Raw genomic sequence first — 19,837 nt, 5'->3', positions numbered from 1 at the left:
TTGTCCAATCCGCGCGGGAGGCCACGCATGTCGCAGCATCCGCAGCAACCTTTGCAGGCCGGCCCGCAGTGGCCGGCCATGTCGATTGCCGAGGCGCACGCCCGGCTGACCGCCCCAGGGGCGCCGTTCGAAACCGAGACGCGCGTAATCCGGGGCATTCCCACCACGGTCTGGAAGAATGCGCCGCCCACGCTGCGCGACCTCTTCCTGGTTGCCGCGGCCTGGGGCGAGAAGACCTTCGTGGTCTACGAGGACGAACGCGTCAGCTATCGCGCGTTCGCATTGGCTGCCACCGCACTGGCCCACCAGTTGGTGCGCGACGGCGTGCGCAAGGGTGACCGCGTGGCCGTGGCCATGCGCAACCTCCCTGAATGGCCGGTGGCGCTCTACGCCGGCCTGCTGACCGGCGTCATCGTCACGCCGTTGAACGCGTGGTGGACGGGGCCGGAACTGGAATATGGACTCACCGATTCCGGAAGCCGCATCGCCATCGTCGATCACGAGCGGCTTGATCGCATCCTGGAACACCTGCCCGAGTGCCCGGCGCTGGAGCGCATCTATGTGTCGCGCACTCCGGCCGGCACGACATTCGACGACCCGCGCATCGTGCCGTTGGCTTCGGTAATCGGCGAATCCGATGCGTGGACGTCCTTGCCCTCGCAATCGTTGCCACAGGTTCCGCTCGATCCCGAGGACGATGCCACGATCTTCTACACGTCGGGCACCACGGGCAAGCCGAAGGGCGCGGTTGGCACCCATCGCAACGCCTGCTCGGTGGCGGTGTGCGCGCAGTTCAGTCCGCTGCGCAACCTGCTGCGGCGCGGTGAGCCGGTGCCCGAACCGAACCCCGACGCTCCGCAGAAAGCCGCCCTGCTCGCCGTGCCGTTCTTCCATGTCACGGGGTGCATGTCCGTGCTGAATGGCGCGCTGGCCAGCGGTGGCAAGATCGTGCTGCAGTATCGCTGGGACACGCTGCGGGCGATGGAACTGATCGAGCGCGAACGTTGCACGTCGGCGGGCGGCGTGCCCACCATTGCATGGCAGATCATCGAGCACCCGCGACGCGGGGAATTCGATCTGTCGTCGCTGGAGAACATGCATTACGGCGGCGCGCCCGCTTCACCGGAACTGGTCCGCCGCATCAAGGAAGCCTTTCCGCAGGCAGTGCCGGGCATCGGCTGGGGCATGACCGAGACATCGGCCACGTTCACGAGCCACAGCGCGGAGGAGTACATCCATCGGCCGGAAAGCAGCGGTCCCGCCTTGCCAATCGGCGAAATGAAAATCGACGATGGCTTTGGCAATGCCCTGCCGCCGGGCGAGATTGGCGAACTGATGGTGCGCGGGGCCAACGTCGTGCACAGCTATTGGAACAAGCCCGAAGCCACCGCCAAAACGTTCGTCGACGGATGGCTGCATACCGGCGATGTGGCGCGCCTGGACGACGATGGCTTTCTTTACATCGTCGACCGCATGAAAGACATGCTGATTCGCGGCGGCGAGAACATCTACTGCATCGAGGTGGAAAGCGCGCTGTACGCGCACCCGGCCATCATGGACGCGGCCGTGGTCGGCATTCCGCACCGCACGCTCGGCGAGGAACCCGGTGCCGTTGTCAGCCTGAAACCGGGCGCGCGGGCTACCGAGGCCGAGCTGCAGGATTTCGTGCGCCAGCAGCTGGCGGCGTTCAAGGTACCGGTGCGGATCATCGTGCGGGACGACATGCTGCCGCGAAACCCGAACGGGAAGATACTGAAGTCGAACCTGAGAAAGCTGTTCGAGTGATTCGATGTTTTCGCGCCCCTCTGCCGCCGTGTGGGAGAGGAGCGCGAACCATCGGGGTATCGGGGTATCGGGGTATCGGCGTCTACTTCACCGGAATCGGCGTGGCCGCCGGCACCGGAACGGCCGTCACGGCGTTCTGCGGGCTGCCGCTGACAATGCGGTCGGAATAGGTCAGGTAGACCAGCGTATTGCGCTTGCGGTCCACGGCGCGCACCACGTGCAGCGTCTTGAACAGGACCGACATCCGCTCGGAGAACACATCCTCCTGCTGCTTCACCGGTCCCTTGAACGCAATGTTGCCGACCTGGCGGCATGCAATCGATGCCTCGGGCGGATCCTCGGCCATGCCCAGCGTGCCCTTGATGCCACCGGTGCGCGCGCGCGACACGTAACAGGTCACACCTTCCACTGCCGGATCGTCATAGGCTTCGATCACGACCTTGTCCGATCCGGTCACGCGGAAATTGGTGGAAACGCTGCCGATTTCTTCTGCTTGAGCGGTGGCCATCAGCGCGGCCAAACCGCACGCGGCGCCCCAGATCGAGACAGTACGCAACGACGTGGGCGTCATTCGGTTGCCGCCCCTTTGATCTCGTCGTGGCGGCGTTCCATTTCCTGGCGCAGGGCGCGGCGCTGCTTGGCCGCTTCAAAGCGCTGGCGCTCCACTTCGTCGCGCGGCTGCAGCGGCGGCACTTCGGCCGGCGTGCCGTTATCGTCCACGGCCACCATCGTGAAATAGCAGCTGTTGGTATGGCGCACGACCTTGCTGCGAATGTTCTCGGTCACCACCTTGATGCCGATTTCCATCGAACTGCGGCCCGTGAAATTCACAGCGGCCAGGAACGTCACGAGTTCGCCGACGTGAATCGGCTGACGGAACACCACCTGGTCGACCGACAACGTGACGACGTAGCGGCCGGCATAGCGGCTTGCACACGCATAAGCCACCATATCCAGGTATTTGAGGATGGTGCCGCCGTGGACGTTACCGGAAAAATTGGCCATGTCCGGCGTCATCAGCACGGTCATGGACAGCTGGTGGGACAGATCATTCATCGCAGAAAATCCAGAATTCGAGCCTGAGGCGCGGGCAGTGTAACCCGGTGCGCCGTGCAATGGCATATCGGATCTGCGATTTCTGTCGTACGGGCGGAAATGGAAAGAACCAGCCGCACAAACAAAAAAGCGGCCCCGCAGGCCGCTTTCTTTACTCCGCGGACGCGATGCGCTTACTTCTTCTTGTTCACGGCGTCCTTGAAGCCCTGGCCGGCGGAGAACTTCACCGTCTTGGCGGCCGGGATCTTGATCGTTTCGCCGGTACGCGGATTGCGACCGGTACGGGCGGCGCGCTTGCCCGAGCTGAAGCTGCCAAAACCCACCAGCGTGACGGAGTCACCCTTGGCCACTGCCTTCTTGATACTGTCCAGCGCAGCGTTCAGCGCGCGCTCGGCGGCGGCGTTGCTGAGTTCTGCTTCCGCGGCGATGGCCGATACCAGTTCACCTTTATTCATGGCTGATTTCCCTTGTTTGGTCGTCGTCACCGGACTTTTGCCAAGTGGCAAAAGTCCGATCGGCGCAGTCTAATCTGCCCTTTGAGCCTTGAGCAATCCCCAGTGGCACCAATGCAACGGAAACTGCCGGAAATCGTTCTCTGACAAGACTTAGCGGGTGTTTTACCCCTTTATTTCCCGAATCGGGAGATCACTTTTCTGAAACAGGACGTATCGGACGGCGCACTTTATGCACCAGGCAGGAAGTTGCCGATTGATCACCGGAATGCGCAATTTCCGACTGCTTTTTCAGACCAGTCGGAGACAAGGGTGGCGCTCGATTTTGGTGCGTAAATTTTAAACGCACCATTTCAGGTCTTTCGCATGTCATCGAATGCGTCGTTTTGGCGCATTGACGCCCCGAATCCGGGCATCGGCAATCTTCGCGCTGCGGAGCACAAACGCCAGCAAAGTGCGGCGCGCCCTGATTTGGCGCCGCGCTCCCCGTTTTACGCCCAATTCTGGAACGCAAATTGCTTACTCGTGCTCCCATTTTGAGCATGAGGTAACGATGGACAACCTGAAGACAGGCACGGATGCATTGTTCATCCTGCTGGGCGCAATCATGGTGCTGGCGATGCACGCCGGGTTCGCCTTTCTGGAACTCGGCACGGTCCGGAAGAAGAACCAGGTCAACGCACTCGTAAAGATCCTGGTCGATTTTGCGGTTTCGACGCTGGCCTACTTCTTCATCGGCTATACGATCGCCTACGGTGTGCAATTCTTCTCCGGCGCGGAGACACTGGCGGAAAAGAACGGCCATGAACTCGTCAAGTTCTTCTTCCTGGCCACGTTCGCCGCGGCGATTCCGGCGATTATTTCGGGCGGCATTGCCGAGCGTTCGCGGTTCAATCCTCAGTTGATTGCGACATTCGTGCTGGTGGGCTTTGTCTATCCGTTCTTCGAAGGCATCGTCTGGAACAACCGCCTTGGCGTGCAGGACTGGCTGGCGTCGGTGGCCGGCGCACCGTTCCATGACTTTGCCGGTTCGGTGGTGGTTCACGCGGTGGGCGGCTGGATCGCCCTGCCCGCCGTGCTGCTGCTGGGCGCGCGCCGTGGCCGCTACCAGAAGGATGGCAGAATCAGCGCCCACCCTCCGTCGAACATCCCGTTCCTGGCCCTGGGTGCCTGGGTACTGGCGGTGGGCTGGTTCGGTTTCAACGTGATGAGCGCGCAGACCATCGACAAGATCAGCGGCCTGGTGGCCATCAACTCGCTCATGGCGATGGTTGGCGGCACGCTGGCGGCGTGGGCCGCCGGCCGCAACGACCCCGGCTTTTCGTACAACGGCCCGCTGGCCGGACTGGTCGCGGTATGCGCGGGCTCGGACATCATGCATCCGCTGGGCGCACTGGTTACCGGCGCCGTGGCGGGCGTGCTGTTCGTCCATCTGTTTACGCTGGCCCAGAACAAGTGGCACATCGATGACGTGCTGGGCGTCTGGCCGCTGCACGGGCTGTGCGGCGCCTGGGGTGGCATTGCCGCCGGCATCTTTGGCAGCCGCCTGCTGGGCGGCATGGGTGGCGTGTCGCTGGTTGCCCAGATCGCGGGCACGCTGATGGGCATCGTCGTCGCCCTGGTGGGTGGCACAGTGGTCTACGGCGCCCTGAAAAAGCTGGTGGGTATCCGCCTGGACCCCGAAGAAGAATTCAATGGCGCCGACCTGACGCTGCACCGCATCTCGGCCACGCCGGAGCGTGAAACCAACTGGTAAACAACGGATTTTCAACGCTTTGTAGCCGATGACGGCCGGGCAAATGCCCGGCCGTTCTTACTTGGCGCTCGCAAAAGATTGACTTGAACTTTCGTAAGCGGGCGCCCAATAATGCCCTTGCCATTCCCGTAAACGCCGACACAGGCGTGCCTTGTGGTCCTGACATTATCGACAGCGCTTAACGGTTTTGCTGTCCCTGGTTTTTCGTGCCCGTAAATCACAGGAGCATGTTCATGGATACCACCTCGCTTGCCAGCCTCCGCGACATCGTCTACGGCTACGCCGCCATATTCGGCGTCAAGATCCTGGCCGCCCTGGCCTTCTGGGTCGTCGGCCGCTGGCTGATCCATTTTGTCGTGCGACTGGTGCAGAATTCGCTGGCCAAGCAGAGCGTGGACCCCACCCTGCTGCGCTATGTCGGATCGATCGTCACTGTCACGCTGAACGTGGTGCTGGTGATCGGCATCCTGGGCTACTTCGGCATTCAGACCACCACGTTCGCGGCACTGATCGCGGCAGCCGGTGTGGCCATCGGCATGGCGTGGTCGGGGCTGATGGCCAATTTCGCCGCCGGCGCCTTCCTGGTCGTCCTGCGGCCTTTCAAGGTGGGCGATTTCGTGACCATCGGCGGCGTGACTGGCACGGTGCGCGAGATTGGTCTGTTTGCCACCTCGCTGGACACCCCCGATAACGTGCTGACCGTGGTCGGCAACAACAAGATCTTCAGCGACACCATCCAGAATTTCACGGCCAATCCGTTCCGGCGCGTGGAGCTGAAGGCGCAGCTGGCCGGCACCACCGACGCGGCGGCGGCCATCGCGCTACTCAAGGAAAAGGTGGCTGCCATCCCCAACGTTCTGGCCGAACCGGCAGTCGACGTGGAGATTCTGGAATTCACACTGGTCGGCCCGGTGCTGGCCGTGCGCCCGTACTGCCACAACGACAATTACTGGCAGGTGTACTTCGATACCAACCGCACGATCCGCGACAGCTTCGGTGCGGCGGGTTTCGCGGCACCGATGCCGGCACAGATGGTGGTCATGCAGAACGTTCCGGCCGTACCGCTGACACATCCGGCCAACCAGGCCGCTTGATCAGGCGGGCTTGCGGATGCCGGCATGCCCATACAGACGTAGCAGTACGGCACCACTGCCGCAGACCGCCATCACCACGGCCAGCGGCAGCGCCGTGCCATCGTGCCAGACACTGACCACGGTGCCGGCCAGCGTGCCGAAGCCGAACTGGAGAGTACCCATCAACGCCGACGCGGTACCGGCTCGATGACTCTGATGCGCCAGCGCCAGTGCCGAGGCATTTGGCGTGATGCAACCCAGCCCGGCCAGGAACACGAAGAAGCAGCACAGCAGCACCGGTAGCGTGGCCACGCCCAGCAGCGTGGCCGCCGCCAGCGTCAGGCCCGCCAGGCAAGGCGCAAGCAGCGCGACGCGCAGCACGTCGTCCAGCGCGCGGGCCCGTACCAGCCGCGCGTTGACCTGCGACATCGCGATCAGGCCGAACGCGTTGGCTCCGAAAACAAAGCCGTAGTGGGAGGGATCGATGCCATGCAGTTCGATCAGCACGAACGGCGAGCCAGCAATGTAGGCGAACATGCCGCCTTGCACGCATCCCGCCGCCAGCGAATATCCGAGGAATTCGCGGTCGCGCAGCAACTCCCAGTAGGCGCCCAGCACCGTGCCCGGGTGCAGCGTGCGGCGGCGTTGCGGATCGAGCGACTCCTCCATGCGCGCATGGACCAGCCACAGCAGCAGCACGGCCGCGCCGCAATGGATCCAGAAGATCGCGCGCCAGCCCGTGGCCGCCAGAACGGCGCCACCGATCAGCGGCGCCAGGATCGGCGCCAACCCCATCACCAGCATCAGCGACGAGAACGCGCGCGCGGACTCCCGCGCCTCGAGCCGGTCGCGGATCACCGCGCGGGACACCACCAGCCCGGTACAACCACCCAGCGCCTGCAGAAAGCGCCAGATCATCAGCGACTCCACGCTCGATGCCATCGCGCACCCTGCCGCCGCCACGCCATAAATCGTCAGCCCCGCATAGAGCGGCGCCTTGCGGCCGAAGCGGTCGCTGACCGGGCCATAGAATGCCTGCCCGATCGCCAGCCCCACCAGGAACGTCCCCAGTGTCAGCTGGACCCGCCCGATATCGGTATGCAGATCGGCGGCCAGTGCCGGAAAACTCGGCAGGTACATATCGATCGACAGCGGCGCGATGGCGGTCAACGACGCGCAGATCAGCAGCCAGAGCGGAAAGCGCGCGTTGGCATGCGTACTTGCAGAGGAAGTCATGAAGGGGTTCCGGTTAGGCAAGCGGCAATTGTTGCATAGCACGCAAGCGTCTGGCGGCGCGCGCGTCAAGTCGCCGGAAGTAGCGTGGGAAATCTGCCGCAAACCGTCTGCGGGTGCGGCGTGACGGGTGGCGTGGCTTTCACGTGCACCAAGGTGGAGGGTACAATGCGTGCCTGTCGGGACGGATGTAATCCAGACCACGCAGTCAGACGCATCGCGGGAGACGGATCACGGGACCCGTCCCCGGCAACGTTATCCTGCATGACCATACGACATAAGCCGTTTATTGTTTCGCTGAGCCTGGTTGCGTTGGCAGCCTTGCCGCCGTTGCCCGCATGGGCCGCGCCTGGCAGGCCGCCCGTCTTGGCATCGGCTCCGTTGCCCGCGCCCGTGGTGGTCGACGAAGCCGAAGCCTTGTCACGCATGCTCAAAGGCGCGGCCACCGGGCAAAACACCGGCGCTGCCGGTGTACCCGAACTGCTGCGCAACACCAATCGCCCGGACAGCGTGCTGGCGCGCGCCTGCCGCCAGCTCAACGACGCCCTGCCAATCGAGATCGATGGGGAAACGCGCCTGCGCCGGTGCCAGTCGATACCGGGCAAACACGTGCTGTTCCAGCTGGAGCTGACCAACTATCGCGGGCCGATGCTCGACCTGGCCAGCTTCGAGGTGAACTACGCCGCCCCGCTCCAGCGCAATATCTGCGCGAACCGCGACGTGGAAATTCTGACCAAGATCGGCGTCAGCATGATGTTCCGCTACATGACCCGTAACGACCGCGGCGAACGCCGCGTGGGCGATGTCTACATCAATGCGCCGATCTGCGTGTCGGCGCTGCGCTGAAGTTTAAAACACTACGAATCCCGCAGCGGGAGCGGGAACAACCGGTACACCAAACGGCGAACGGCAATAAAAAACGGCAGGCTTGGCGCCTGCCGTTTTTTTGTTGCCGTGGTGGCCAGTTACACCGCCCGGGGCCGCAATGGCAGCACGTTCGGAGCGCGGCGCATCAGCACCCGCGTTTCCTTCCACGCCGCATCGGCCAGCGGTGATCCCCACACCAGTTCGTGCAGCTTCGACAGCGCGAACGGGTCGCCCAGCAGCACATGCTTCTGCGCCGGCGACAGCGAACCGGGACCATGCGTCAACGCATGCTGCACCAGCGATGCGTGCTGCAGCCTGGCCGGCTCCGGCTGGATCGTGCGCGCTGTGCCCGTCGCGCACATCAGCGCGTTGGTGACCGGGTCCACGACGGCATCGACAAAGCGCGGCGTTTCCCGGGCACTCTCCACATGCTGCTGCGTTTCCACGATCTCGCGCGGCATGTTCGTTTCCTCGGGAATCATGAACAGGCCGGCGCGGCGGGCGGCACGGCCCAGCGAGACGCGCGACAGCATGACCGACAACGGAATCGACAAGGCCAGCGAGCCGACGATCGGCAGCAACCACCAGATAAAGCCCGGGCTCAGCCAGTACACGCCCGCGCCCCACACCAGCCCCAGCAGGGTATGCCCGCCGTGGCGGCGGAACGCCTCGCCCCAGGTGGTCTCGGCATCTTCACGCGGCGGCGATTTCCACGAAATGCCCCAGCCGCTGTAGGCCGCGATCACGAACTTGGTATGGAACAGCATGCGCGTCGGCGCCAGCAGCGCGGACAGCGTCATCTCGATCAGCATGCTCAGGAACAGGCGCACCACGCCGCCATACTGCTTTGCATCCTTCAGCAACAGGATCACGCTGGCCAGCTTGGGCAGGAACAACAGCGTGGCAGTGGCCGAAAACAGTGCAAGCGCCTTTTCCGGATGCCATTCCGGCCAGGTCGGGAACAACTGGTAAGGCTTGGTGAAGTACTCGGGAGGCACCAGCGCGTGCTTGGCCAGCGCGGCCGTGGACAGCAGCAGGAACAGGAACCACAGCGGCGCCGACACGTAGGCCATGATGCCGGTCAGGAACACGGCACGGTGCACGGCATGGAATCCCTGCTTCATCCAGAGGCGGAAATTCATCAGGTTGCCCTGGCACCAGCGGCGGTCGCGCTTGACCTCGTCCAGCAGGTTCGGCGGCAATTCCTCGAACGAACCAGGCAGGTCATAGGCAATCCACACCCCCCATCCCGCGCGCCGCATCATCGCGGCTTCCACAAAGTCGTGCGAGAGGATTTCACCGGACAGCGGCCCCTTGCCGGGCAATGGCGCCAGGCCGCAGTGTTCCATGAACGGCTTGATGCGGATGATGGCGTTGTGGCCCCAGTAGTGCGACTCACCAAGCTGCCAGTAATGCAGGCCCGCCGTGAACAGCGGACCATATACGCGCGTGGAGAATTGCTGCACGCGCGCGTACAGCGTGTCGCGGCCCACGGCCAGCGGTGCGGTCTGAATGATGCCGGCGCCGGGGTTGGCTTCCATCAGGCGCGTCAGCGTGGCCAGGCAGTCGCCGCTCATCACGCTGTCGGCATCGAGCACGATCATGTAGCGATACTTGCTGCCCCAGCGGCGGCAGAAGTCCGCCACGTTGCCGGTCTTGCGCTTCACGCGGTGACGGCGCCAGCGATAGAAGATGCGGCCGAAGCCACCGACCGCGCGGCACAGCTCTATCCAGGCGTCATGCTCGGCGGTGCGCAGGTCGGGATTGCCGCTATCGGACAGTACGAAGAAATCGAAGTGCTGCAATTCGCCGGCGCGCTCGAGCGATTCATACGTGGCGCGCAACCCTGCGAAGACGCGCGTCACGTCCTCATTGCAGATCGGCATGATGATCGCGGTGCGCGCGGACGGATCGATCGGCGCATCGCTGGCGGCGCTGCGCGAGATCAGATGCTTGTCGCCGCCCTTGAACAGCACCAGGAACCCCATCATCGCGGTCCAGAAACCAGCCGACACCCACGAGAACAGGATCGCGAACAGCGACAAAATGGCCACTTCGAGCGGGTCCGCGCCGTGGTACGGCAGCACCTTGGACATGAAGAAAGTGGCCGTGATGGTCTGCACCACCACCAGGAACAGCAGAAACCAGCGGCGGTGCGATCCGGCCGGATGCCATTTGCCCTCGGCATCGGGGCCGTCATGCAGCGTATCCCACGTTTCCGGCACGGGCGGGCGACCCAGCAGCTTGCGCCAGGTGTTGCGAATGCCGCCCCAGACGATATGCGGCGGCCACTGGCGCGGCACCATCGACGCGCGCTCGGGTTCCGGCCCGGTATCCACGCGCACGGTGCCGTCGTCATGCCGCTGCAGCAACGGCTTGCCGTCCACCTGCGGGTTGCCATAAGCCATCGCAAAGCGACGGCCCACCGATGCGTAGGTTGCCCCGCCTGGGGCACTGCCGTGAATCAAATCGGTAGCTTCCTTGTCCTTCGGGTCGCGGCCGGCCAGGCGCGTTTGCAATTCGATCATGGCCGATGGCACTTCGATACCCTCTGCCGGCACGCTGGACATCAGCGATTTCGGAGTATCGGCCAGCAGTTCACTACGCAGTTCGGGTGAAGCCGGCAGGCGATCGACATAGCGCTGGCATGCCGCCGCCGCCTGGGCCGGGCGCTGCTTTAGCCTGGGGGTAAGATGTAGCTCCATGTCTCGGATAGGGTTGTATTGCCGTTGCGAAGATAGCCGCGCAACTCAACCGGCTTGTTCTCATCCTTGCGCCGCATGAACATCGTCATGCGCCAGCCACCCGTGGCCTCATTGCGCTGGACTGTTGTCTTGAGCAGTTCGCCATTGGCGTCCGCCGATACCACCGGGTCCAGACGCGCCTCCTCGGGCAGCTTCTTGAACGCCGGTCCTTCGAAATCCACCACCAGCGAGAAACTGGTGTCGTCCTGCTTGCGCGTCAGGCCCTGGCCGCGGCGCGTCTGCGTGACCCACGACAGCGGCGGCAGGTTCTCGCCGTCCTTCTGCCATTTCAGTCGGTACTCGTAATCGAAAGCCTGCTTGGGCTTGGGCGGGCTGTCCGGCACCCAATACGCCACGACGTTGTCGTTGGTTTCGTCCGGCGTCGGAATCTGCACCAGCTCCACGCGGCCCGATCCCCAGTTGCCCTTCGGCTCCACCCACCCACTAGGCCGGCGCTCATACCAGCTGCCGATTTCCTGATAGTTGTCGAAGCTGCGGTCGCGCTGCATCAGGCCGTAGCCCTGCGGATTGGTCGCGGCGAACGACGTCACCAGCAGCCGCTTCGGATTGACCAGCGGACGCCAGATCCATTCACCCGTGCCGAGCTGTACCGACAGGCCATCGGAGTCGTGAATCTCGGGCCGGAAGTCCGGATTCCCCGAAGGCTGGTTCTCGCCGAACAGATACATGCTGGTCAGTGGCGCCAGGCCGAGCTTGGTCACGTGCTCGCGCAGGAACAACCGTGACTTCACCTCCATCACCGTCTCGTTGCCGGGCTTGATGATGAACCGGTAGGCCCCGCTCATGCGGCGCGAATCCATCAGCGCATAGATCGTCAGTTGCTTGTCATTGGCTGCCGGGCGCTCGATCCAGAACTCGGTAAAGCGCGGAAACTCCTCGCCTGAGTTCAAGGCCGTATCCACCGCCAGGCCGCGTGCCGACAAGCCATACCACTGGTCCTTGCCCACCGCGCGGAAGTAGCTGGCGCCCAGGAACGATGCGAGTTCGTCCTTGCGCTTGCCCTGGTTCAGCGGATACATCAGCCGGAAGCCGGCAAAGCCCAGCCCCTTCAGCTTGGCCGGATCGACGCGGTGGCTACCGTAGTTGAACGCGGCAGGATCGAACCGGAATTCGCGCACGCTGTTGCTGACCACCTCGTTGATCTTCACGGGCTGGTCGAACACCATGCCTTCGTGAAAGAACGAAATCTCGAACGGCAGACGTGCGCCACGCCAGGCAAAGCGCTCGGGCTTGTACTCGATCTCGCGATAGCGGTCGTACGACAGTTCCTTCAACTCACGCGGCAGTTCCTGCGCCTTGGGCGGCTTGTACGGCGACGCCGACAACTGGCGCGCGCGCGCCGCCACCGTCTCGAAGTCGAAGGCGTGCGCGGTCAACGCCAGCACGGCCAGCATGCCGCCGCCGATCCAGCGGCCCAGCCCCGCCATCCTGCCGGATAAGCGGCGCGCGGGCGCTGCGGTCGGGCGTTGGATCGGGCGGAACGACGTCGGATTTGCGGACATGAAGGCCGTTGGCAGGGTTGGCGGGGAATCAGGCGACCGGACGATACGGTCGCCGCGGAATACGTTGGAAGACTTCAACGAGTGGCTACAGCAAAAGACGGACCATAGTGCGTTGCGTCAGGCGCATCGACCGATGAGCGACACCAGTGCATCAGTGCGTCGGGCAACGAACGTTTGTCGGGATTGTTGCAATGCGATGCGAAACCTTAACAATTCGAGACTTAAAAGTCACGTTTCGACGCCGCAACGTTTGCAACAAAATGTCTCGCCTGTGGGCCGGACGCCGCTCCGCGCGTGCGCTTAAAGGCTAAAGTCAAGGATAGGTCATGCAAGGGCCGGCGCGCTGAACCGGCGCTCAGGCTTGTTTGACCCGGCGGCCTGACTCTGGTGCGCATGCCATCGGCTTGTGCATTTCGATGCACCGGAACGCGTACGGCACGCTTACAATCGGCACCGTCACTTACGTTATTCATCCGAAAAGGAATTGTCATGCGCACTTCGCGACAAACCCGGCTGGCCGTGGCGGCCAGCCTTGGCTGCGCCCTGCTTCTGGGCACCATGCAGCCCGCGTTTGCCTATTTCGAGACCTACCTGTCCGGCAGCATCGTCGGCACGCTCACCCAGAAGGAAGCGGCCTCGCTGAAGAGCTCCGTCCGCACGGCGCTCAACGACACCGAGGACAACAAGGTGGTGGAATGGCACTACCCGGCCGAGAACCGCCGCCAGGCCGTGGATGGGACGATCACTCCCGTGGCCACGAAGACCGACAACGGTCAGACCTGCCGCCGGCTGAAGTCGGACCTCAAGCGCGGCAGCGCCACCGAGGCGTGGTCGGGCTGGTTCTGCAAGCAGTCGAACGGCACGTGGAAAGCCCGGCATGTTGCCGAGTAAGCTGACCTGCTGAAGCTGGTATCGCGCTGGCGTCTTGCGCCAGCGCTCAATGGCAAAGGCGCGTCACAAGTTCGCCTGCCAGCGTGCCGGACACCGCTGGCTGCGGCATGCCTGCCTGCGACGCGCGGATCGTGTAGAGCGACTCGCCACGCGCATAGCGCTTGGCATACAGCGTCTGCTCGATCACCGAATACATCGATGTGGCGCAGTTGAGCACCATCCGTTTCAGCGAGGAACGGATCATGTCGCCGCTCGTGGTCTTGATGACGCCAGGCGGTGAATTGTGGACCAGCACCACGCCCACCTCCGTGCCGCGACGGCGAATCGAAGTCTGATCAAGATAGGAAATCACGCCATTGGCCCCCATCAGCGGCAACCAGCGCTGTGGGTCTGGCGCGGCGGGGTCGGGCGAGGCTACCAGCGTGCAACCATCGCGCGGCGAAGCACGAAACACGGTGCCGCCATTCGGCCCCTGGCACTGGTACAGCGCGCTCGCCGCGGCTGGGCGAGCGGTGCTGGAAAGAGATGGCGAGCCACTGGATTCGGCATGCGCCGCAAGACTGAGACACGCACCGGCGAGCAGGACCGTGCGTACGAAAATGCGGGAAAACATCGGAGGAAACCCTCTTAAGGACGGGAAGAGCCCGCGCATTTTCGCACAGCACCCACTGGTCACGACAGCCCTGGGAAGTGCGGAATCTCCCGACAAAGCCAATCCGCACGTCGCGATTGCGCGATTTCTGCCCCCGGTTTGCCCTGGAGCAGTCGCCCGTCAATCTTGCTTCGCTCAGCCATGCAACTCGCGCCACGCGACCAGATCGGCGATGGTCAGCACGGGCAACCGATGCAACTCAGCGAATGCCAGCGCTTCCGCGCGGCGTGCCATCGTGCCATCCGGATTCATCAGTTCGCACAGCACTGCCGCCGATGACAGACCGGCCATCCGGGCCAGCTCCACCGAGCCTTCGGTATGGCCGCGGCGCTGAAGCACACCGCCATCCACCGCCACCAGCGGGAACACATGCCCCGGGCTGACAACGGCGTCCGTGCCCGCATCGTCGGCAATCGCGGCGCGGATCGTCGTGATGCGGTCAGCGGCGCTGACGCCGGTGGTCACGCCTTCGCGCGCCTCGATCGAAACCGTGAACGCCGTGCCGTACTGGCTGCGGTTGTTCTCGACCATCGGCCGCAAGCCGAGCTTGCGCACCTTTTCGGCGCTCAGGCACAGGCAGACGATGCCGCTGCATTCGCGGATCATCATCGCCATGTTGGCGTTGGTCAGGCGTTCGGCGGCAAGGATCAGGTCGGCCTCGTTCTCGCGGTCGTCGTCGTCCAGCAGTACGACGGGACGCCCCTCGCGCATGGCGTCAAGCGCCTGCGCAATGCGCTCGTCGAGCGGACGCGGGTCGGCATCGGCCACGGCAAGGTCACCGGCGGCCAGTTCGGAAAGATGGCTTTTGTTGAGAGTCAGCATTGATGAAACGCTCCGTGCAATAAAGTTTCCAAGGGCGTTTCAGGGGAATGATCAGCGGCAACGCACAACGCTCCGCCCACGCGGACGGACAACGCCGTACGCGCCTGGGAATGCCATGCGAATGCCGCCCATCTTCTTTCATCCGGACTATGACCGTCGGCCCTGGCTTCTCACCAGGTCTGCTGACCCCGCACGGGAGTGCGGGCGCTCGCGGGCTCGTGGCGACCCTGCCTTTCGGCAATTGCCACATACCGCCGGTGGGGACTTTCACCCCGCCCTGAAGACGTAACGAAGCCGCCGTGACATGCATGCCACAGCGGCCGGGCGATGGTAGCACGACTGTGCTTTTCTGGCCTTACTACGATGCCGTAGGGTTATTCGACGGCACGGGTGTGGCCGCCAGCGCTTCGAACAGCGCCTTCGTCGCATCGTCGGCCGGGTAGAAGCACTCGATCCGCAATTCCTGCAGCGTGATGTCCTGCGGGTTGCCGAGCGTGGTCAACGTGGAAAACAGCGACGCTCGGAAGCGCCCGGCATGCACGATCACAGGCAGCACCGGCGGCAGCGGGCCTTCCGCCGGATCGTCCTCCACCAGCAGTACGCCGCCGGTATCGACCAGGTCCGGGTGCCATTCGGCGATACGGCGGAAGATTTCACGCGCGGTCTGGTCATGCGCTTGCACCTGCAACTCCTGCCACACGCGGCGCAACAGGTAGCGCCCCACCTGGCGCGCGTTTTCCAGCACCGGCCAGAGCCCGTTGGGATCGAACACCGCCAGCATCAGGTTGATGCGGCCACCCTCGCCGTCCAGCGTGGCCGGCGTGCGATTACCCATCAGCTGGCTCAGCATGCGACGGTAGCCATCGTTGGCATCGATCAGATGCCAGAAGCGGTCCAGCACAACAGCCGGATACGGCTCCTGCTTGGTCAGGATGAGCGAGATGGCCTGCCGCACCATCTGCATCGCGGGCGCCGCCAGCGTGTTTTCGCTGTAGGCCGGTGCAAAGCCGCCGGCCAGCAGCAGCCGGTTGCGCTGCCGCAACGGCACGCCCAGGCGGTCCGCCAGCGCCAGCACCATCTCGCGGCTGGGCCGGGCGCGGCCCGATTCCAGAAAGCTGATATGGCGCTGGGACACCCCGGCCGCCAGCGACAGCGCCAGCTGGCTGTAACCGCGCTTGCCGCGCCAGTAGCGCAGGAGTCCGGGAAAATCGATGGCGGCCTCGGAGCCGGGCGTGAGCGTTTCCATGCGATGCATTACAGCACACCGGCGGCCGGCCAACGACTACCTGAGAGGTAATGACGAATATTCACTGAGCCGCGCGCGACGCGCTTCGAACGTCTTCTCGGCCTTTGCTTTTCAGATTCGTCGCATTCCGTTGGCCAGGCGCGATCCTTAAGCTTGCCGCATCGTCCCATCGGTAAACGCTCGCCATGATCCGCTCCCTCGCCAACAAGTCGACGGCCGCTGTCTTCTGCGGCCACCATGTCCATACGCTGCCCAGCAGCATCCAGCCAGGCGCCCTGCGCAAGCTCGCCATGCTGGACGCCGTGACATCACCGCCAGACCTGCTGGCGGCGCCTGCAAACGAGCTAGTGCCCATGTTCGTACAAAAGTCCGGGCAATGGCGCGTGCGGATCGAGGGCATCTGGCACCTCTGCTTCCGCTTTGCGCATGGCAACGCCTGGGATGTCGAGATCGTGCAATACCGGCCCGAGGAGGTGGCATGACCATCAAGCGAGAAGACCTACCCGACACCGACTTCACCCCCGTCACGGCTGGCGATCCGATCCCGCCCACCCGGCCCGGTGACATCCTGCTATATGAATTCATGGTGCCCAGCGAGCTGTCGGCCAGCGCCCTGGCACTGGCGCTCCGGGTCCCGGTGGCCCGGATCGAGGGCATTGTCTGGCGCGGACGCGCGATTTCCCCTGAGACCGCACTACGGCTGGCCCGCTATTTCGGCACGTCGGCCGAGTTCTGGACGCGGCTCGAGGCCAGCTATGCGCTGCGCGTGGCCCGTGCCCAGGCCGGCCCGGCCATCGACCGCGAGGTGCAGCCGCTCACGGCATGAATCGTGCACCCTCAATTGGGTGATGCGTGAGCCACAACAACGGATGCGGCGTCACATGCGGATGGTATGCTCTGATTTTTCAATTCCCGCGCGCGCAGGGCGCGCACCCTGATGGAAATAGCCATACTACTGGCGCTGATCTTGCTGAACGGCCTGTTCGCCATGTCTGAAATCGCGCTGGTCACGGCCCGCAAGGCCCGTCTGCAACGCCAGATCGAAGACGGCGATCGCGGCGCGATGGAAGCAGTGAAGCTCGGCGAGGACCCCACCCGCTTCCTGTCCACCGTACAAATCGGCATTACGTCGATCGGCGTGCTCAATGGCGTGGTCGGCGAATCGACGCTGGCAGCGCCGCTGGCCGTATGGCTGCAGGGCTTCAGCATCCCGTCCACCACGGCAGGCTATATGGCTACGGCCATCGTCGTTGCGGGACTGACGTATTTCTCGATCGTGCTGGGCGAGCTGGTGCCGAAGCGCCTGGGCCAGTTGGCGCCGGAAGCCATCGCACGGCTGGTCGCACGTCCCATTTCCATTCTGGCGACGGCATCGAAACCGTTCGTCAAGCTGTTGTCTGGCTCCACGCAACTGGTGCTGCGCCTGCTGGGCGTCAAGTCCGACCGCGGCCCGGCCGTGACCGAAGAGGAAATTCACGCCCTGCTTGTGGAAGGCTCGGAAGCGGGTGTCATCGAACGGCACGAGCACACGATGGTCCGCAACGTGTTCCGCCTGGACGATCGCCAGCTGGCGTCGCTGATGGTGCCCCGTGGTGACGTGGTGTACCTGGACGTCGAACTGAGCGAGGAAGATAACCTGCGCCGCATCGAGGAATCGGATCACTCTCGCTTTCCCGTGGTGCGGGGTGGCATGCATGACATCCTGGGTGTGGTCAGCGCGCGTCAGCTGCTGGGCCGCCGTTTGCGCGGCGAGAAGGCCGACCTGACGGCCGTACTGCAGGCGGCCGTGTTCGTGCCCGAAAGCGTCACGGGCATGGAATTGCTGGAGAACTTCCGCTCGTCGGGCGGCCAGATTGCCTTCGTGATCGACGAATACGGCGAAGTTCTGGGCCTGGTCACGCTGCAGGATCTGATCGAAGCCATCACGGGCGAGTTCAAGACCGAGACGGCGGGAGAGGAATGGGCGGTGCAGCGCGACGACGGCTCCTGGCTGCTCGACGGCCTGATCCCGATTCCCGAGCTAAAGGACCGCACCGGCCTGCGCTCCGTGCCCGAAGAGGACAAGGAGCGCTATCACACGCTTTCGGGCATGTTGTTGCTGCTGCTTGGCCGCCTGCCGCAGACTGCCGATACGGTGCGGTGGAACGACTGGAAGTTCGAGATCATCGACATGGACGGCAAGCGCATCGACAAGGTGCTAGCGTCGCGTGTGCCGCCGGACGACGGTCCGGAGTCCGAGACAACGGGCTGACCTGAAACCCCACGAAAGTCACAACGGGCGCTAATGAACTGCACCCCAGAAGTTGGACATCCATCCAACCTTTGGGGTGTTTTTCATGGCGAAGTACGATGAGCAATTCAAGCTCAGAGTGGTAAGGCAGTACCTGGCCGGTCGAGCCGGCTTCAACGCAATCGCAGCCGAGCATGGTATTGGCCATAGTCTGGTGGAGCGTTGGGTGGCCAGCTACCGACAGCATGGCCGAGACGGGCTGCGCAAAAAATTCAGCCACTACAGCGCCGAATTCAGATTGGCGGTGCTGCGGCGCATGTGGCGAGATGGTTTGTCGATCGGACAGACGGCCGCTTTGTTCGACATTCGCAGCCCTGGCTGCATTGGGGTCTGGGAGCGCCGCTATCATAGTGGCGGTATGGATGCCCTGTCGCCCCGACCTCGCGGGCGCCCCAAGACGATGCCACAAGCCACGCCTCGCAAGCCTGCAACCGACACCCCAGTCCCCGACGACGAGCGCTCCCGCAAGGACTTGCTCAAGGAGATCGAGAACCTGCGCGCGGAGGTGGCGTATCTAAAAAAGCTCGACGCCTTGGTTCAAGCGAACAAGACATCTGCGCAACCCAAAAAGCGCAAATAGTGCTTGAGCTGAGGCAGCAGTATCCATTGGTCGGCTTACTGAAGGCGGCGGGGCTGGCGCGCAGCACGTTTTACTACCAGCAGGCGGTGCTCCAGGCCCAAGACAAGTATGCGGGCCTGAAAGCGCGCATTCGCGACCTCTTCGACCGACACATGGGCCGTTATGGCTACCGCCGCATCACAGCAGCAATCCGGCAAAGCGGCATGATCGTCAACCACAAGACGGTCCAGCGCCTCATGAGCGAGATGGGACTGAAGTCGTTGGTACGGCCAAAGAAATACCGATCCTACAAGGGCACGGTAGGCCGTGTCGCGCCCAACGTTCTGCAACGGCAGTTCCGGGCCAGGCGTCCGAATCAGAAGTGGGTAACCGACGTGACCGAATTCAACGTGGCTGGCGAGAAACTGTACCTCTCCCCGGTGCTGGACCTGTATAACGGCGAAATCATCGCCTACGAGACCGCCCACAGGCCGGCCTTCGAGATGGTGAGCAGCATGCTGAAGAAAGCGTTCCGGCGCCTATGTCCGCAGGACCGGCCGGTCCTGCATTCCGACCAAGGCTGGCAGTACCAGATGCCGGCCTACCAGCGGATGCTCAAGCAGCGCAATATCCGTCCCAGCATGTCACGCAAGGGCAATTGCCTTGACAACGCCGTTATGGAAAGCTTCTTCGGGACCCTGAAGTCCGAGTTCTTCTACCTGAACAAGTTCGCCAGCGTCGAGGAGCTACAGCAAGGCCTGCGCCAATACATTCACTACTACAATCACGACCGCATCAAGCTCAAACTAAAAGGGCTGAGTCCCGTGAAGTACAGAACTCAGCCCTTGGCGGCCTAAGTTACCCGTCCAACTTTACGGGGTCCGTTCA

General features: G+C 63.6%; 18 protein-coding genes and 1 riboswitch. Of the genes, 9 read left to right on the top strand and 9 right to left on the bottom strand.

What is annotated here, in order from left to right:
- Positions 1-27: 27 nt before the first annotated feature.
- The gene (locus AC3FLX_RS29415) at positions 28-1,785 is read left to right on the top strand and encodes a class I adenylate-forming enzyme family protein (protein ID WP_488700865.1); all 1,758 of its coding nucleotides are present in this window, start codon (positions 28-30) and stop codon (positions 1,783-1,785) included.
- An 82-nt stretch (positions 1,786-1,867) separates the two neighbouring features.
- Here the strand turns inward: AC3FLX_RS29415 and AC3FLX_RS29410 are convergent, their stop codons facing one another.
- The 3 genes from AC3FLX_RS29410 to AC3FLX_RS29400 all read right to left on the bottom strand — a co-directional run bounded on the left by AC3FLX_RS29410 (position 1,868) and on the right by AC3FLX_RS29400 (position 3,296).
- Entirely contained in the window at positions 1,868-2,293 is a 426-nt protein-coding gene (locus AC3FLX_RS29410; protein ID WP_488700904.1) for a CreA family protein, read from the bottom strand.
- Between the two features lie 59 nt (positions 2,294-2,352).
- Positions 2,353-2,841, bottom strand: a complete 489-nt coding sequence (locus tag AC3FLX_RS29405; RefSeq protein ID WP_488700864.1) for an acyl-CoA thioesterase — start codon at positions 2,839-2,841, stop codon at positions 2,353-2,355.
- Positions 2,842-3,014: 173 nt separating this feature from the next.
- Positions 3,015-3,296: an HU family DNA-binding protein gene (locus AC3FLX_RS29400; protein WP_008651272.1), complete on the bottom strand. Its 282-nt coding sequence runs from the start codon at positions 3,294-3,296 to the stop codon at positions 3,015-3,017.
- 550 nt (positions 3,297-3,846) lie between these two features.
- Here AC3FLX_RS29400 and AC3FLX_RS29395 point away from each other — a divergent pair.
- Positions 3,847-5,049 (top strand): ammonium transporter, encoded by a 1,203-nt coding sequence (locus tag AC3FLX_RS29395; protein ID WP_488700863.1) that lies wholly within the window; start codon positions 3,847-3,849, stop codon positions 5,047-5,049.
- 233 nt (positions 5,050-5,282) lie between these two features.
- Positions 5,283-6,143: a mechanosensitive ion channel family protein gene (locus AC3FLX_RS29390; RefSeq protein ID WP_488700862.1), complete on the top strand. Its 861-nt coding sequence runs from the start codon at positions 5,283-5,285 to the stop codon at positions 6,141-6,143.
- Here AC3FLX_RS29390 and AC3FLX_RS29385 read toward each other — a convergent pair whose 3' ends face one another.
- Complete coding sequence (locus AC3FLX_RS29385; RefSeq protein WP_488700861.1) at positions 6,144-7,358, bottom strand: Bcr/CflA family multidrug efflux MFS transporter; 1,215 nt, start codon at positions 7,356-7,358, stop codon at positions 6,144-6,146.
- Between the two features lie 261 nt (positions 7,359-7,619).
- Between AC3FLX_RS29385 and AC3FLX_RS29380 the strand changes: the two genes are divergently transcribed.
- Positions 7,620-8,201: a hypothetical protein gene (locus tag AC3FLX_RS29380; protein WP_488700860.1), complete on the top strand. Its 582-nt coding sequence runs from the start codon at positions 7,620-7,622 to the stop codon at positions 8,199-8,201.
- A gap of 119 nt (positions 8,202-8,320) precedes the next feature.
- Here the strand turns inward: AC3FLX_RS29380 and mdoH are convergent, their stop codons facing one another.
- A complete protein-coding gene (mdoH, locus tag AC3FLX_RS29375) occupies positions 8,321-10,927 on the bottom strand; it encodes a glucans biosynthesis glucosyltransferase MdoH (protein WP_488700859.1) in 2,607 nt (868 codons plus the stop codon).
- Positions 10,900-12,489 carry a glucan biosynthesis protein G gene (locus tag AC3FLX_RS29370; RefSeq protein ID WP_488700858.1) on the bottom strand — a complete coding sequence of 530 codons (1,590 nt, stop codon included), beginning with the start codon at positions 12,487-12,489 and terminating at the stop codon, positions 10,900-10,902. The genes mdoH and AC3FLX_RS29370 overlap by 28 nt, the downstream gene beginning before the upstream one ends.
- A gap of 489 nt (positions 12,490-12,978) precedes the next feature.
- Between AC3FLX_RS29370 and AC3FLX_RS29365 the strand changes: the two genes are divergently transcribed.
- On the top strand, positions 12,979-13,380 hold the full coding sequence (locus AC3FLX_RS29365; protein ID WP_488700857.1) for a hypothetical protein: 402 nt from the start codon (positions 12,979-12,981) through the stop codon (positions 13,378-13,380).
- Positions 13,381-13,426: 46 nt separating this feature from the next.
- On the opposite strand, the gene AC3FLX_RS29360 is transcribed toward AC3FLX_RS29365, so the two are convergent.
- From AC3FLX_RS29360 to AC3FLX_RS29350, 3 genes are all read right to left on the bottom strand, one after another.
- Complete coding sequence (locus AC3FLX_RS29360) at positions 13,427-13,993, bottom strand: surface-adhesin E family protein (RefSeq protein WP_488700856.1); 567 nt, start codon at positions 13,991-13,993, stop codon at positions 13,427-13,429.
- 174 nt (positions 13,994-14,167) lie between these two features.
- Positions 14,168-14,854, bottom strand: coding sequence for a 3,4-dihydroxy-2-butanone-4-phosphate synthase (ribB, locus tag AC3FLX_RS29355; protein ID WP_488700855.1), 687 nt, complete (start codon positions 14,852-14,854; stop codon positions 14,168-14,170).
- Between the two features lie 126 nt (positions 14,855-14,980).
- Positions 14,981-15,143: riboswitch (FMN riboswitch) on the bottom strand.
- Positions 15,144-15,212: 69 nt separating this feature from the next.
- Positions 15,213-16,100, bottom strand: a complete 888-nt coding sequence (locus AC3FLX_RS29350; protein ID WP_488700903.1) for a helix-turn-helix domain-containing protein — start codon at positions 16,098-16,100, stop codon at positions 15,213-15,215.
- Positions 16,101-16,285: 185 nt separating this feature from the next.
- On the opposite strand from AC3FLX_RS29350, the gene AC3FLX_RS29345 reads away from it, so the two are divergent.
- From AC3FLX_RS29345 to AC3FLX_RS29330, 4 genes are all read left to right on the top strand, one after another.
- Positions 16,286-16,582, top strand: a complete 297-nt coding sequence (locus tag AC3FLX_RS29345) for a type II toxin-antitoxin system RelE/ParE family toxin (protein WP_488700854.1) — start codon at positions 16,286-16,288, stop codon at positions 16,580-16,582.
- On the top strand, positions 16,579-16,926 hold the full coding sequence (locus AC3FLX_RS29340) for a HigA family addiction module antitoxin (RefSeq protein WP_488700853.1): 348 nt from the start codon (positions 16,579-16,581) through the stop codon (positions 16,924-16,926). Before AC3FLX_RS29345 ends, AC3FLX_RS29340 begins: the two co-directional genes overlap by 4 nt.
- Positions 16,927-17,037: 111 nt before the next feature.
- Complete coding sequence (locus AC3FLX_RS29335; protein ID WP_488700852.1) at positions 17,038-18,351, top strand: hemolysin family protein; 1,314 nt, start codon at positions 17,038-17,040, stop codon at positions 18,349-18,351.
- An 85-nt stretch (positions 18,352-18,436) separates the two neighbouring features.
- Positions 18,437-19,806 (top strand): IS3 family transposase gene (locus tag AC3FLX_RS29330; protein ID WP_488693732.1). Its coding sequence is split into 2 segments (ribosomal slippage): positions 18,437-18,905 and positions 18,905-19,806, totalling 1,371 coding nucleotides; the frame shifts between segments, so codons are not numbered across the junction.
- Positions 19,807-19,837: the final 31 nt, after the last annotated feature.

The sequence above is a fragment of the Cupriavidus sp. 291-E7 genome, from assembly GCF_057798835.1.
This window is presented reverse-complemented; position numbering and strand designations above follow the sequence as displayed.

What these genes read in the sequence shown, in the direction of transcription:
- AC3FLX_RS29410 (WP_488700904.1), bottom strand. Translation starts at nt 2,293, where the DNA reads ATGGCCACCGCTCAAGCAGAAGAAATCGGCAGCGTTTCCACCAATTTC.
- AC3FLX_RS29370 (WP_488700858.1), bottom strand. Translation starts at nt 12,489, where the DNA reads ATGTCCGCAAATCCGACGTCGTTCCGCCCGATCCAACGCCCGACCGCA.
- AC3FLX_RS29385 (WP_488700861.1), bottom strand. Translation starts at nt 7,358, where the DNA reads ATGACTTCCTCTGCAAGTACGCATGCCAACGCGCGCTTTCCGCTCTGG.
- AC3FLX_RS29360 (WP_488700856.1), bottom strand. Translation starts at nt 13,993, where the DNA reads ATGTTTTCCCGCATTTTCGTACGCACGGTCCTGCTCGCCGGTGCGTGT.
- AC3FLX_RS29415 (WP_488700865.1), top strand. Translation starts at nt 28, where the DNA reads ATGTCGCAGCATCCGCAGCAACCTTTGCAGGCCGGCCCGCAGTGGCCG.
- AC3FLX_RS29405 (WP_488700864.1), bottom strand. Translation starts at nt 2,841, where the DNA reads ATGAATGATCTGTCCCACCAGCTGTCCATGACCGTGCTGATGACGCCG.
- AC3FLX_RS29350 (WP_488700903.1), bottom strand. Translation starts at nt 16,100, where the DNA reads ATGGAAACGCTCACGCCCGGCTCCGAGGCCGCCATCGATTTTCCCGGA.
- AC3FLX_RS29335 (WP_488700852.1), top strand. Translation starts at nt 17,038, where the DNA reads ATGGAAATAGCCATACTACTGGCGCTGATCTTGCTGAACGGCCTGTTC.
- AC3FLX_RS29395 (WP_488700863.1), top strand. Translation starts at nt 3,847, where the DNA reads ATGGACAACCTGAAGACAGGCACGGATGCATTGTTCATCCTGCTGGGC.
- AC3FLX_RS29400 (WP_008651272.1), bottom strand. Translation starts at nt 3,296, where the DNA reads ATGAATAAAGGTGAACTGGTATCGGCCATCGCCGCGGAAGCAGAACTC.
- AC3FLX_RS29390 (WP_488700862.1), top strand. Translation starts at nt 5,283, where the DNA reads ATGGATACCACCTCGCTTGCCAGCCTCCGCGACATCGTCTACGGCTAC.
- AC3FLX_RS29380 (WP_488700860.1), top strand. Translation starts at nt 7,620, where the DNA reads ATGACCATACGACATAAGCCGTTTATTGTTTCGCTGAGCCTGGTTGCG.
- AC3FLX_RS29345 (WP_488700854.1), top strand. Translation starts at nt 16,286, where the DNA reads ATGATCCGCTCCCTCGCCAACAAGTCGACGGCCGCTGTCTTCTGCGGC.
- ribB (WP_488700855.1), bottom strand. Translation starts at nt 14,854, where the DNA reads ATGCTGACTCTCAACAAAAGCCATCTTTCCGAACTGGCCGCCGGTGAC.
- AC3FLX_RS29365 (WP_488700857.1), top strand. Translation starts at nt 12,979, where the DNA reads ATGCGCACTTCGCGACAAACCCGGCTGGCCGTGGCGGCCAGCCTTGGC.
- mdoH (WP_488700859.1), bottom strand. Translation starts at nt 10,927, where the DNA reads ATGGAGCTACATCTTACCCCCAGGCTAAAGCAGCGCCCGGCCCAGGCG.
- AC3FLX_RS29340 (WP_488700853.1), top strand. Translation starts at nt 16,579, where the DNA reads ATGACCATCAAGCGAGAAGACCTACCCGACACCGACTTCACCCCCGTC.